Origin of the sequence: Aminobacter sp. MSH1 (assembly GCF_003071665.1) — a bacterium.
Lineage (GTDB): Bacteria > Pseudomonadota > Alphaproteobacteria > Rhizobiales > Rhizobiaceae > Aminobacter > Aminobacter niigataensis.
Genome location: NZ_CP026265.1, coordinates 873,135 through 885,637, shown reverse-complemented (window position 1 = coordinate 885,637; position 12,503 = coordinate 873,135). Strand labels below are relative to the sequence as shown.

19 protein-coding genes are annotated in these 12,503 nt (G+C 61.6%); 15 read left to right on the top strand and 4 right to left on the bottom strand.

The window, feature by feature from the left end; all coding sequences use genetic code 11:
- Positions 1-283: 283 nt before the first annotated feature.
- Entirely contained in the window at positions 284-1,555 is a 1,272-nt protein-coding gene (locus CO731_RS04320; RefSeq protein ID WP_108609618.1) for a polyhydroxyalkanoate depolymerase, read from the top strand.
- Between the two features lie 303 nt (positions 1,556-1,858).
- Positions 1,859-2,488, top strand: coding sequence for a transglutaminase-like cysteine peptidase (locus CO731_RS04315; RefSeq protein ID WP_108606099.1), 630 nt, complete (start codon positions 1,859-1,861; stop codon positions 2,486-2,488).
- A gap of 185 nt (positions 2,489-2,673) precedes the next feature.
- Here CO731_RS04315 and CO731_RS04310 read toward each other — a convergent pair whose 3' ends face one another.
- The gene (locus CO731_RS04310) at positions 2,674-4,029 is read right to left on the bottom strand and encodes a YifB family Mg chelatase-like AAA ATPase (RefSeq protein ID WP_343207439.1); all 1,356 of its coding nucleotides are present in this window, start codon (positions 4,027-4,029) and stop codon (positions 2,674-2,676) included.
- Positions 4,030-4,160: 131 nt separating this feature from the next.
- Between CO731_RS04310 and CO731_RS04305 the strand changes: the two genes are divergently transcribed.
- Complete coding sequence (locus CO731_RS04305; protein WP_108606098.1) at positions 4,161-5,408, top strand: site-specific integrase; 1,248 nt, start codon at positions 4,161-4,163, stop codon at positions 5,406-5,408.
- Between the two features lie 29 nt (positions 5,409-5,437).
- On the opposite strand, the gene CO731_RS04300 is transcribed toward CO731_RS04305, so the two are convergent.
- Positions 5,438-6,004, bottom strand: coding sequence for an Arc family DNA-binding protein (locus tag CO731_RS04300; protein WP_108606097.1), 567 nt, complete (start codon positions 6,002-6,004; stop codon positions 5,438-5,440).
- A 110-nt stretch (positions 6,005-6,114) separates the two neighbouring features.
- On the opposite strand from CO731_RS04300, the gene CO731_RS04295 reads away from it, so the two are divergent.
- The 11 genes from CO731_RS04295 to CO731_RS04250 are packed head-to-tail and all read left to right on the top strand — an operon-like array spanning position 6,115 to position 11,306.
- On the top strand, positions 6,115-6,306 hold the full coding sequence (locus CO731_RS04295; RefSeq protein WP_199914557.1) for an Arc family DNA-binding protein: 192 nt from the start codon (positions 6,115-6,117) through the stop codon (positions 6,304-6,306).
- 17 nt (positions 6,307-6,323) lie between these two features.
- Complete coding sequence (locus CO731_RS04290; protein ID WP_159091562.1) at positions 6,324-6,575, top strand: hypothetical protein; 252 nt, start codon at positions 6,324-6,326, stop codon at positions 6,573-6,575.
- Positions 6,572-7,354, top strand: coding sequence for a hypothetical protein (locus tag CO731_RS04285; RefSeq protein ID WP_108606094.1), 783 nt, complete (start codon positions 6,572-6,574; stop codon positions 7,352-7,354). Before CO731_RS04290 ends, CO731_RS04285 begins: the two co-directional genes overlap by 4 nt.
- The gene (locus tag CO731_RS04280; RefSeq protein ID WP_108606093.1) at positions 7,351-7,578 is read left to right on the top strand and encodes a hypothetical protein; all 228 of its coding nucleotides are present in this window, start codon (positions 7,351-7,353) and stop codon (positions 7,576-7,578) included. The genes CO731_RS04285 and CO731_RS04280 overlap by 4 nt, the downstream gene beginning before the upstream one ends.
- Positions 7,575-7,805, top strand: a complete 231-nt coding sequence (locus tag CO731_RS04275; protein ID WP_108606092.1) for a hypothetical protein — start codon at positions 7,575-7,577, stop codon at positions 7,803-7,805. The genes CO731_RS04280 and CO731_RS04275 overlap by 4 nt, the downstream gene beginning before the upstream one ends.
- Positions 7,802-8,002, top strand: a complete 201-nt coding sequence (locus tag CO731_RS29230) for a hypothetical protein (protein WP_245439619.1) — start codon at positions 7,802-7,804, stop codon at positions 8,000-8,002. The genes CO731_RS04275 and CO731_RS29230 overlap by 4 nt, the downstream gene beginning before the upstream one ends.
- The gene (locus tag CO731_RS04270) at positions 7,999-9,435 is read left to right on the top strand and encodes a DnaB-like helicase C-terminal domain-containing protein (protein ID WP_245439617.1); all 1,437 of its coding nucleotides are present in this window, start codon (positions 7,999-8,001) and stop codon (positions 9,433-9,435) included. The genes CO731_RS29230 and CO731_RS04270 overlap by 4 nt, the downstream gene beginning before the upstream one ends.
- Positions 9,435-10,343: a hypothetical protein gene (locus CO731_RS04265; RefSeq protein ID WP_108679414.1), complete on the top strand. Its 909-nt coding sequence runs from the start codon at positions 9,435-9,437 to the stop codon at positions 10,341-10,343. The genes CO731_RS04270 and CO731_RS04265 overlap by 1 nt, the downstream gene beginning before the upstream one ends.
- A 2-nt stretch (positions 10,344-10,345) precedes the next feature.
- On the top strand, positions 10,346-10,594 hold the full coding sequence (locus CO731_RS04260; protein ID WP_108606089.1) for a hypothetical protein: 249 nt from the start codon (positions 10,346-10,348) through the stop codon (positions 10,592-10,594).
- Positions 10,591-10,791, top strand: coding sequence for a hypothetical protein (locus CO731_RS04255; RefSeq protein WP_108606088.1), 201 nt, complete (start codon positions 10,591-10,593; stop codon positions 10,789-10,791). Before CO731_RS04260 ends, CO731_RS04255 begins: the two co-directional genes overlap by 4 nt.
- Positions 10,788-11,306 carry a transcription termination/antitermination NusG family protein gene (locus CO731_RS04250; protein WP_108606087.1) on the top strand — a complete coding sequence of 173 codons (519 nt, stop codon included), beginning with the start codon at positions 10,788-10,790 and terminating at the stop codon, positions 11,304-11,306. The genes CO731_RS04255 and CO731_RS04250 overlap by 4 nt, the downstream gene beginning before the upstream one ends.
- 406 nt (positions 11,307-11,712) lie before the next feature.
- On the opposite strand, the gene CO731_RS04240 is transcribed toward CO731_RS04250, so the two are convergent.
- Positions 11,713-11,925, bottom strand: a complete 213-nt coding sequence (locus CO731_RS04240; protein ID WP_108609402.1) for a hypothetical protein — start codon at positions 11,923-11,925, stop codon at positions 11,713-11,715.
- Positions 11,926-12,010: 85 nt separating this feature from the next.
- Between CO731_RS04240 and CO731_RS04235 the strand changes: the two genes are divergently transcribed.
- Complete coding sequence (locus tag CO731_RS04235) at positions 12,011-12,268, top strand: hypothetical protein (protein ID WP_108606084.1); 258 nt, start codon at positions 12,011-12,013, stop codon at positions 12,266-12,268.
- A gap of 5 nt (positions 12,269-12,273) precedes the next feature.
- On the opposite strand, the gene CO731_RS04230 is transcribed toward CO731_RS04235, so the two are convergent.
- Entirely contained in the window at positions 12,274-12,462 is a 189-nt protein-coding gene (locus CO731_RS04230; protein ID WP_108606083.1) for a hypothetical protein, read from the bottom strand.
- Positions 12,463-12,503: the final 41 nt, after the last annotated feature.

Here is a 12,503-nt window from a genome sequence, read left to right as displayed (position 1 = left end):
AACTGCGGCTTCTGCGGCGGATCGACAAACGCTCGGTTGACTGCGCGGTACACCCCCCCCTGCCCGTTCCCGCGCCATCTTTCGGCAGTGCACAATGTCAAGGCATGGCATTTGTAAGCCGGCGGCGGCGATGGAAACGCTTTTTCAACAGCTTGGACTAAAGGATGACCCCGTTTCGCACCAAGTCGCATATTGCATCGCAGCAGATGTTTGCTACCCTTCGCTGCATTGCATGACGGGCCTCCGGCCGGCTCGCCTCCCCGAATGGCCGTATGAGGACATCATGTTTTACCAGCTCTACGAATCGACCCACGCCGCGCTGCAGCCGGCGCGCGCCTATGCGGATGCGGTCAAGCTGTTCTATTCCAACCCGCTCAATCCGTTTTCGCACATGCCGCTCGGCCGCTCCGTGGCGGCGATGGCCGAACTGTTCGAACGCACCACCCGCCGCTATGGCAAGCCGCAGTTCGGCCTCGACAAGACGGTGGTCGACTGGCAGCCGGTGGCGGTGACCGAGAGGGTCGCCTGGTCGCGGCCGTTCTGCAACCTGATCCGTTTCGAACGCGACCTGCCCGCGGGCCGCCGTCCCGACCCCAAGCTGCTGATCGTCGCGCCGATGTCGGGCCACTACGCCACGCTGTTGCGCGGCACGGTCGAGGCGATGCTGCCGCATGCCGACGTCTACATCACCGACTGGACTGACGCCCGCATGGTGCCGGTGATCGAGGGCAAGTTCGACCTCGACGACTACATCGATTACGTCATCGACATGTTCCATGCGCTCGGGCCGGACACCCACGTGATGGCGGTATGCCAGCCTTCGGTTCCGGTGCTGGCGGCGGTGGCGGTGATGGAAGCGCGCGGCGATCGCTTCGTGCCTTCGAGCATGACGCTGATGGGCGGACCGATCGACACCCGGCGCAACCCGACCGCAGTCAACGAACTCGCCGAGAAGAAGAGCATCGAGTGGTTCCGCGACAACGTCATCATGCAGGTGCCATGGCCTGCGCCCGGCTTTGCCCGCGACGTCTATCCGGGCTTCCTGCAGCTGTCGGGCTTCATGACCATGAACCTCGACCGCCACATCATCGCCCACAAGGACTTCTTCATGCACCTGGTGAAGAACGACGGCGACAGCGCGGAGAAGCACCGCGACTTCTACGACGAATATCTCGCGGTGATGGACCTGACCGCCGAGTTCTATCTCCAGACGGTCGACACCGTGTTCGTGCGCCACGCCTTGCCCAAGGGCGAGATGACCCACCGCGGCCAGCCGGTCGACACCTCGGCGATCCGCAATGTCGCGCTGTTCACCGTCGAAGGCGAGAATGACGACATTTCCGGCCTCGGCCAGACCCAGGCCGCGCACGACCTGTGCAGCAACATCCCCGCGGACATGAAGGCGCACTACATGCAGCCGGCTGTCGGCCACTATGGTGTCTTCAACGGCTCGCGCTTCCGCGCCGAGATCGTGCCGCGCATCGTCGACTTCATGACCAGCTACGGCGCCTCCGCGCGCAAGCCGGCCAAGCCGCAGCTGGTCCGCAAGGCCTGATTTCAGGCCGCCAGCCGCCAACCCGTCTTATCCACAGCAAGGCCCGGCGCCAACCGCCGGGCCTTGCTGCATTGTGGCGCCGCATGGATAGGCAAGGGACGCCCTAACCCTTTGAATCCGCACAGCGCGCATGCCGAAAGCCGTTTGCCGGCGTGTGCGCCGGCGCGGCGCGTCCTGTTGCACAATAGTCGCGGCGCAGCACCCGCGGTAACCATGTCTGCAATCTGCCGCGAGGTTTGATTGACTCCAGGCCGCCCTCGACCTTAACGTTTTATTAACGATGTAAAGGGGCGAGCGGGGCAGATGATTTCCGCAGCAGGCGTGCGGTGCGCGGCGGGGCGTGCCGGTGTGTTTTTGGGGCTGGTGGCGGGCGTTGTCCTGTCTGCCGGCGCGGCCTTGGCGGCGTCGCAGCCGATGGTCACCGGCGGGCTGACCTCGCAGCCGATCGGTCACTACGATTTCTGCCGCCTCAACCCCAGGGAATGCTCGATCAAGCAGCGCGACACCGGTCCCGAGCAGATGACCGGCGCCCTGTGGCGCAAGATGGTGGCAGTCAACGTCGCCACCAACGCGGCGATCAAGCCGATGAACGATATCGACATCTACGGCCGCGACGAGGTCTGGATCTATCCGGCCAATGGTGAGGGCGACTGCGAGGACTATGTGCTCGAAAAACGCCGCATGCTGAGCCAGGAAGGCGTTTCGCTGGCGAACCTGCTGATAACCGTCGTGCGCAAGCCTGACGGCGAGGGCCATGCGGTGCTGACCGTGCGCACCTCCAAGGGCGACTTCGTGCTCGACAACCTGACGGACACCGTGCGTCAGTGGGACGAGACCGGCTATCGTTATCTCAAGCGCCAGTCGAGCGAGAACACCGGTCGATGGGTTTCGATCCGCGAAGGCCAGGCGACGATGGTCGGCTCGGTCAAGTAACCGGTCAAATACCCCCTTAGCCGCAGCGTCACCGAACCCGACGCAGCCCAGCGTGCTCTCAGCAATCGAGCCTGTCCTATCCGGCGACGGCCCTTGCGCCATGCGCCAGCCGGCGGCGATCGGTGCAGGCCGGCGCCCACCTGCTCCAGCGCACCAAGCAAGTCACTTCGGGCGACGGCCCAACTCTACGCCGCCTGCGCCATGCGTTCCGAGCTGATGCGGTAGGAAATCGCCTCGGCGAGATGGATGCGGCCGACCGTCTCGCTGGCGTCGAGATCGGCCAGCGTCCGCGCCACCTTGAGCACCCGGTGATAGGCACGGGCGGAAAAGCCGAGCTTTTCGCTGGCGTCGCGCAGCAGCGCGAGCCCGGCGGCATCGGGTATGGCGATATCCTCGATCAGGCCGGCGGAACATTGCGCATTGGTGGTGGCGCCGGTGACGCCGTGGCGTTCCAGCCGTTCGCGCTGGATCGTGCGAGCCCGGGCGACGCGGGCGGCGACATCGGCGCTCGCCTCCGCTTTGCCGGTGCGGATCAGGTCGGTGGCGGAAACCGAGGGCACCTCGATGCGCAGGTCGATGCGATCGAGCAGCGGGCCGGAGATACGCGCCTGATAGTCGGACTGGCAGCGCGTGCCGCGCAGGCATCGGTAGCCGGGCTCGCCGGCCATGCCGCAGCGGCACGGGTTCATCGCCGCGACCAGCTGGATCCGCGCCGGATAGGTGATGCGGTGGTTGACCCGGGCGATCATGCATTCGCCGGTTTCGAGCGGCTGGCGCAGCGAATCGAGCACCTGCGGCGAAAACTCGGGGAATTCGTCGAGAAACAGCACGCCGTGATGGGCGAGCGACACCTCGCCGGGCCGCGCCCGCAAGCCGCCGCCGACCATCGCCGCCATCGAGGCGGAATGGTGCGGCGCACGGAATGGCCGCCGGTCCGTGAGCTTGCCCTCGGCCAGTTCGCCGGCGACCGAGGCGATCATCGAGACTTCGAGCAGTTCCTTGGGCGAAAGCGGCGGCAGGATGGAGGGCAGGCGCGCCGCCAGCATCGACTTGCCGGCCCCGGGAGGACCGACGAACAGCAGGTTGTGGCCGCCGGCCGCTGCCACTTCGAGCGCGCGCCTGGCGCTTTCCTGGCCCTTGACGTCGGCAAGATCGGCGATGCCGGTGGCCGGCGCGCGGATGCCGGCTTCGGGCCGCGAAAGCACCTGCGTGCCGCGGAAATGGTTGGCAATCGCAATCAGGCTGCGCGGCGCCAGGATGTCGATGCTGGCGCCGGCCCAGGCGGCTTCCGGCCCGCTGGCCGCCGGGCAGATCAGCCCCTTGCCCTCGGCATTGGCGCCGATGGCCGCCGGCAGCGCACCCGCAACCGCCGCGATCGTGCCGTCGAGCGACAGTTCGCCGAGCACGACATAGGCGGCGAGCGCGTCGCCCGGCAACGCACCAAGTGCTGCCATCAGGCCGAGCGCGATGGGCAGGTCGTAGTGGCTGCCCTCCTTGGGCGGCAGTGTCCCCTTTACCGGCGTTTCCCATGGCTTGCTCAAGTTGTAAGAAAGCCAATGATTGCTTGGTGTTGGGGTGATACTAGCTTGTCTAGCGTTTACCGTAAAGGGCGCTTGTTTTCCAAATGGTGGTGAGGATATGGTGAGTTGGCCTTTACTCACCGGATTTCATTATGACGAAACTCACCAAATCGATTATCGACGGCGCGGACCTGCGTTTCAAGCAATACACGATCTGGTGCTCCGAACTCAAAGGCTTCGGCGCCTATGTCCAGCCGTCCGGCAAGAAATCCTATTTCGTGGACTATCGGACGGCTGATGGCACGCGCCGCCGTATGACCATTGGCAAGCACGGCGTAATCACCACCGAGCAGGCCCGGAAGCTCGCAATCGAGACGATGGGTGGTGTCGTGCTGCAAAAGGCTGACCCGCTGCTTGAGCGAAAGACGCGGCGCGCCTCGATGACAGTCGCGGAACTCTGCGATCAATACCTCAAGGTGGCATCGAAGGGCGTGGTCCTGGGTCGCAGTCGGCGGCCGAAGAAGGTCTCCACCATTGAGATCGACAAGGGACGCATAGAGCGTCACATCAAGCCGCTGCTCGGCACGAAGCTGGTGATCGACCTGACCCGTGCGGACATCGTGAAATTCGTTCGTGATGTGACGGTCGGGAAAACGGCGAAGCACGATAGATCTGGCAAGAACGGAACCCGGGTCCTCGTTACCGGTGGCGCTGGCACCGCGGCGCGCACCACAGGTTTTCTCGGCGGCATACTGACCTATGCCGTGGGCGAGGGCATCATTCCGACCAACCCAGTTCAGGGCGTTCCCTTGCCGGCGGACAACGTGCGCAATCGGAGGCTGACGGCGGATGAATACCGCGCTATCGGTAATGCGTTGACGTGCGAGGCAGCGGAACTGGACACGCCGCAAGCCATTACCGGCGCCTGGCTGGTAGCGCTCACCGGCTGTCGACTGGGAGAGATAGTCGCGTTGAAGTGGGACGAGGTTGACGAAGATGCCGGCTGCTTCCGCTTGAAGGACAGCAAGAGCGGTCCTTCGGTGCGCCCAGTGGGCAAGGTGGTGTTCGATGTGCTGCACAAGGCATTGCGCGTGTCGGGCAATCCCTACGTCCTTCCTGGCCTGCGCAAGACTGGTCACTACAACGGGCTGGCCGGGGCATGGGTGCGCTTCATGGAGCGAGCCGAGCTTAAGGGCGTAACGCCTCACACGATGCGCCACAGCTACGCATCGGTCGCTGGGGATTTAGGTTTCGCAGAGAGCACCATAGCGGCGATGCTGGGCCATGCCGGGAACACTGTTACCAGTCGCTATGTCCACCGGCTCGATTCAGTCTTGGTTGCCGCTGCTGACAAGATTGCCGGTGAGATCGAGCGGCAGATGAAGGGCGAGAAAAAATAATCTCGGTCATGTTCGGTGGGTGGCGCAGGCTACCGATAAATATTCCAGACTGTGTGGATGAGACCTTCAGTTAATTCGAACTCGCGTTTCAATTTCTCGACGCCTTCGCCGCCGACCTGGTATTCCATGATCTCGACTAGATGTTTGACCGCGATCAAATATCCTTCCAGGGACTTGAGCAAGATTTCCTTTGGAGGCTCTTTTTTTCGGATTGCGCCATAGATCGCCCGCAGCTCAATTAAGTGAGTGAGGGCGGCGGAGCCCGCCTGATCCGCAAGTGATCGAGTGTTTGATTTCTTCCTCGACTCCACGCCTTCGCCGACAATGAGACTGAGTAGAAAATCCTCGTCTTTGAGCCGCTCGTCCACAAACGATCGGAGTCGGTCCATGACACGCTCAGTGAACATTACTGGCGGCTCACTACTCTTTCCGCTGAGGTAATCTTCATCCGCTAAGCTCGTATCGAGCCGCGCCACAATCTCGGCGTTCAGCGAACGATTGTTCGCCTCGGCTGCCGACTTTAGGCGGTCCCGCATGCCGTCAGGAAATCGGACGATGTACTGATCCAACTTTCGGCTCTTGGATTCCTGCGCCATCAGTTCCCCCTAGTTTCCCACAGGATATCGCACTAGGCGATAATAGGCCTTGACGCAATTATCTCCTTAGGCGATGGTTAATTATCGCCTATTGCGATATGGAGACTGAGTTGGCACGAAACGACCCCCAAGTTGCTGTGCGCCTCCCGCCGGACGTGAAGGCCTTCATCAAGGCCGAAGCTAGGGAGAACGCCAGTTCGCAAAACAGTGAGATTGTTCGCGCCATTCGCGCGGCCATGAAAGCAAAAGGCCCGGCAGAGGCGGCAACCTCTCCGAGCCATGTCACCCACCAACACCCCTGAGAAGGTTAGGAAAGATGATGACGGAACATACCACTACCGCGTCCAAAGGCGCAAGCGGCCCAGAACGTAACATGGCTCTGCTCGATGCCGAGGATGCCCTCTTCGAGGCCAAGAACTTGGTTCAATGCCTCTTCCTGGCCGTCCATCAACTGCCGAAGGAGAACATGAACCCTTTGGCTACAACCCTCAACTTTGTCTTGATAAGGTTGGACGATGCCCTCGCATGCCTTAGCTCGCACGACGGCAAGGCAGAAAGCGGTGAAGCATGAGCACCGCGCCCGAAATCAACCGCCGCCGCCTTCTTCTGGGGCTGGCTGCTGCCTCTACGGCCGCCGCCACTGTCAGCGCCGCCGCCGCGACCGCGGCAAAAGAGAATCCCGAATTGCTGGCTCTTTTCGCTGGCCTCGCGCCCTTGGCTGAAGCATACCACGCCGCCAAAGCGACCAACGATGAAGTGTTCACCAGATGGCAGAGGGCTACCCCCTGGGCACCTGACGAATTGACTGAGCTAGGCATTGCGTGGCCGAACGACGATGTGAAGCAGCCGGGCGAGCCGGAAATGAAAGTGCTCGGTGGTTTCCTGTGGCGAAAGGGCGATGACCACCCGCGCCGGATCGTTGTCAAAAGCTGGAGGGTGTACCTCGACCTGTCGCACGCTCGCCGCCAACTGCGCAAAGCCAAGAAGGGCGGTTCGACGGCTGATTGCCTTTTGCTCGAAGAAGAGGTCACCCGCCTCAAGCGCCTCGAAAAAACGGCTTCAGACTACGAGCAGCGTTTCAAAGAGACAGCGAAACTGGCGAAAGCCGAACACAGTCAGACGCAACCGGTCAAGGACGCTGCGCACGTGGCACTCGAAAAGCACGTCGCCTTGATCATGGACGCGCAAGACTGGACCATGGAAGGCCTCATCCTCAAGGCACAGGCCTTGGCCGAATGGGACCGCGTGGGCACAGGTTGGTTCGACCGCGTGGCTTTTCAGCATGGTCAGAACTGGTACGGGCAGATCGCCGCCTCGATCCTGCGTCATGCGCAAGGCGGTGCATCATGAACATCCCCGCTATCACCCCGAGCGTCATCACCAAGTCATATCGCCTGCTCGAACTCTTGGCCGTTCTGGAGCACGCCAGCACCAACATCGAACATGCCGGCGGTGGCGAGAACGACGCTGCCAACATGGGGCGCAGCATCGGTTTCAGTATCGGTCTTGCGCTCGAAATGGCCTCCGATCTGCACGACGTCCTTGAGAAGAATGCTGCCAGGAGCGAAGCATGACCCAGCGCCCCCGCCTTCGTCGCAAAGACGTCCCCGCATATCTCGCCGAAAAGCACGGCATCGACATTGCCGTCGCCACGCTGAACAAGCTCGCCACCATCGGCGGCGGGCCAGAAATGCAATACGCCGGCCGGATACCGCTCTACCACATTGATGCGCTCGACGCCTGGGCAATGGCCCGGCTGTCGAAGGCTGTCCGGTCAACTTCCGAAAGGACAGCAGCATGAGCAACATCGATGATCGGATGCTCGCGGAGCAGGAGCGCGCCTTTCTCGAATGGCGCGACCTCCGAGCCAAGGCGCTGGAAACTGGCGACATGCGGGATGCCCATGCCGCCGGCAAGGCATTCGGCGTGTTCTTCTACACTTACGTTTCGATCACCCACCGGCCGGCTTCACTCGTCGCGGGGCGCGATCCACGGTGAATGTAGCAGTCAAGGTTCCTGACGAGGCCTATGTGCCCGAGATCGAGCAGGAGGTGCTTGGCACGCTCCTGTTTGGCGGTGATTTCGTAAAGGTGATGGGCTTCCTTCGGGAAGAACATTTCATAGCGGACGCGCACCGTCTTCTGTTCCGCGCCATCTGCGCGGCACAAGAGCAATACGGTTCTGCACTTATGCCGATCGTTTCACGGCTGCTGCCACCTGACGCGTCGACGCTCTTCGTCCAAAAGACCGATCAGATGCCGATGGAATACATGGCTTCTCTGTCGTCGCAGGTCGTCACCGGCAATGCCGGTCTTGAGCGGAGCGGAAAGGCAGTTGTCGCGCAGTGGGCGCGCCTCAAGATAGCCGACGCCGGCAGGACGATGCAGGAGGCCGCATACGACGCGTCAGCGGACGCCAAGGCGATCATTCAAGGCGTCACCGACCACCTCGACACGATCTCAGCCGAGCTGCGCGCCGGTCCACGTCAGAAGACCCTGCACACTTTGGACACGGCGACCGACGAGGCAATCGCGGACGTTCGTGAGGCTATGGCGCGTGGCAACGGCTTGACGGGTCACACATGGGGACTGACCGACATCAACGCGGCCACGGGTGGAATTCACCCCCGCGAAATGGTTGTCCTTGGCGCGCGGCCCTCCATGGGAAAGACTGCTGTCGCCCTGTCGGTCGCCTTGCGCACGGCGGGTTCGGGCGTGGGGGTCGGCTTCATCTCGCTCGAAATGGGTGCCAAGAAGCTGGCCGTGCGCCGGCTCACTGACATTGCCTACGATTGGGGGGTCAAGGTCCCCTATACAAACCTCATCAAGGGCACTGTCACCGAAGACGAGTTGTCTACGATCATCGCATCGAACCGCGATGCCGACCAATTGCCGCTTTGGATCGAGGAACAATCCGGTCTCACTGTCAGCGACATCCGGGTCAAGGTCGAGCGAATGGCCGAGCAGGCCGCGGCCAGGAAGACCTCTCTTGGCCTGCTGGTAGTCGACTATCTGCAACTGGTCAGGGCGTCCGGCCGATATGCCGGAAACCGTGTTGGCGAGATCGCCGAAATCTCATGGGGATTGCGAGAGCTCGGCCGTGAATATGGTCTGGCCATCATTGCCCTGTCGCAGTTGTCACGCCAAGTCGAAAGCCGCGACGACAAGCGCCCGCAACTGTCGGATCTTCGCGACAGCGGCTCCATTGAGCAGGACGCCGACATGGTCGCCTTCCTCTATCGCGAGGCCTATTACCTGGAGAAGGCCAAGGGCAAAGACGCCGACAAGGAAGACGAGCGGATCAGCCGGCTGATCGACGTCCAGAACGAACTCGAGTTCATCATCGCCAAGCAGCGCAACGGCCCCACGAAGACCGTCAAGCTGTTCATAGACATCGCCTGCTCGGCAGTGCGCAACTCGGCGAGGTGGTGATGGCCCGTATTCGCACAATCAAGCCTGAGTTCTTCAAACACGAAGAGTTATTCGAAGCCGAACAGGAAACTGGCCTGCCGCTGCGCTTGGCCTTCGCCGGCCTCTGGACGCAGTGCGACCGTGAAGGCCGGTTCGTCTGGCGTCCGCGACAGCTGAAAGTCGACGTGCTGCCCTATGACGACATCGACTTTGCACGCGTGCTTGACGCGTTGTGCACGCGTGGTTTCGTCCAGAAATACGAGGTCGAAAACCGCGCATTTGGCATCGTTCCGTCATGGAAGCGCCATCAGGTCATAAACAACCGCGAAACCGCCAGTGCAATTCCCGAACCCGTTGAAAACTTGGAGCAATCCGACGCGATAGTGACGCGTCGTTCACGCGTGGGTCACGCCAGCCAAGGGGAAGGGAAAGGAAGGGAAGGGAAAGGAAGGGAAGCTAAAGCTTCTTTGTCCGAACCAAGTTCGGACGCTCGCCCGAAGTCAAAAGGGAAGAGAACCTACAGCAGCGAGTTCGAAGCATTCTGGGCGTCCTATCCTCGAACGCCCAACATGTCGAAGCTCAAGGCATTCGAAGGATGGCACAAGCTGGTCGACGAAGACCGCATCGCTTGCGCCTTGGCAGTCGAACCATACAAGGCGTTCCTCAAGGCCAAGCCTGACCGCCCGGTTATGCATGCCACGACGTTCATCAACGAACGGCGCTTCGAAGGCTTCACCGAGATCGCGGCAGCCTCAGCACCTAAGCCAATCACCGAAGCCGATTGGCAAAACCGCCTGGTCTACGCTCGCGACAACAGCAAGTGGCACGTCGAGAGATGGGGGCCGATGCCGGGTGCTGCCGACTGCCAAGTTCCTGAAACCCTTCTCCAGCCGACCGATGGTCAGGGCTGGGCAGTGTGGGACGCATGACGATGGCCAGACAATACGACCCTTCCACTACCGACCTTCTGCCTGCCAAAGCCCAGCAGGCGTTTGAAAAGTTCTGCGGCACGCTCCTAGATGCCGAGAACGCGCTTGTCAGCCAATGGGCCAACCAGACCGAAGAGAACTGGCGGCATACCGTCCGGAAGCTCGAAGAGTGGACAGCTGCGGGTCATCCTCAAGCTGATCTCTTCCGGCGATCTATCGAGCAGATCAACTATGATCGGAGCGAAATATGAGCCTCACCGTGAAAGGCAAAAAGCGCCAAGCGCGCGCTGCCGCCAAAGCCCCTGGCTGGCTCCGCGATATTGCGGCGGCGACCTTCGACCCGCAGGGAAATCGCCGCTACCGGGAACAGAAGTTAGGCACCCTCGGCCCGGCCTCTGACGTGCGCCGCATAGATCCAGCCGACTATCTGTCGAAGGAAGCCAAATGAAGCACGCCACCGATACGATCCGCTGGTATGTGGTTCGCGCTCGGCCTTCGCTAGAACTCAAGGCTGCCGAAGAGATCGCTGGCCTTGGCCAGGTCGTCTACGTTCCGCGGTTCCGCAAGGAGTATAAGCACGCTCGGCACAAGCGCTGGTCGGTGAAGTATTTCTCCCTGCTGACTGGCTACCTGTTCGTGCTGGCGTCCGATCACTGGCCGCGTGTGCTTGACTGCGAAAGCGTCGACTGCATCTTGCGATCCAACAACGGCGAGCCGGTGCCTATCCCTGATGCAACAGTGCAGGCGATCCGGGCGAAGCAGGAAACCGGTGAGTACGACGAGATGCGGGTACATGGGCGGATGGAAGCCGGTTCCTCGGTCAAGGTGATCAGCGGCGCGCTTGCCGGCCTGCATGGGCCTGTCTCTGCCTCAACCGACGAACACGTCATCATGATGCTGCAGATGTTCGGTCGGGAAGTGGCCGTGAAGGCCCCTCTTGTAATCCTTGGGCAGGCAGGTTAATTTCGGGGCCGTAATGATTTGGCGATTTGCTCGTCTGTGCGGGGCCTGAGAGTCACACGCCGGAGCAATGCGGGGCAGATCGCCACCCCGGCCACAGGGGAAATGCGCCCGGAGTTCAGTCTACTCGCTTCAGCCCAGTAAGCCACCAAGTAACACTGTCGCGTGTGAGCTGGACATGTCGCTGCCCAGTCTTCGCTATCAGATGTGATGCGACACCTATTGCCTCGTCATAGTCTGCAAACTCCTGGATCCATGGGAGTTCATCGCCGACTGGCGGGCAATAGACGAAATGCTCGGCACGATTCTGGGGCCAGATGATCAAGACCTGCGTCAGTACGCTCTCTGGGTCGTACCTATAGCGTAAGCGGTTTGCCATTCGTCCCTTCCTAAGGTTCGCTTCGGGAAATCATGGCTTGCGCCTGCTTGCACGCCATTCGGCTTGCAGCCAGCCGTTGATGATCTCGTCACGGTCTACGCCTTCACCCACGGCGAAACGCATTTCTTGCCCCAACTTCATGGCGAAGCTGGCGACTTCATTGAGGGTCTTTGCCTTCCGCTCATGCTCGGGCAGTGCCAGCCATCTAGTCAGCACTTCCCGCTTGGCTTGGGTGAAGTCCATCGCATCCCTCCTCCCCGAACGCGCATTCTCCCGGTCTCCCATATGGCGCGCCTCCCCCTGGTTGGTCCTGAAAGGTATCGCGCAAATGGAAGCCAAGCCAGACCCGCTAGTCGTCCATCTCGTCCCCAAGACGCAAGAGCATCGTGACGGCGTCATCAAAACCCTCAAGAACATGCTGGAGATTGCCGAGCGCGGCGAACTGCTCGGCATTGCCATTGCAGCAGTCGACAACGAGGGCTTCACCCAGACGGCATTCGAGCCCGGCGACAACATCGCAACCCTGATCGGCGCCAATGAACGCCTGAAGCACCGCCTGCTGGAATACAGGGACGGCGATGTCTAACCGCTTCAATGCTTGGTCGATTGCGGTCTGCGCCCCTTAGCAAGCTCGTCAGCATAGGACGCTGCCGCCTCTCCACTCTCGAACCGCCGCGCCTCAACCTTGCCGTCCGGCAGAAAGGTTACGGCGAGATACGGCAGACCGGGGAACGGTGGCGGGTAAACCGCGTAGCCGACGATTGGCTTCGTCTCGCTCATCTCTGAATTCCCTTCCCTCTGCCTCAAGCCCACTGAGCCCT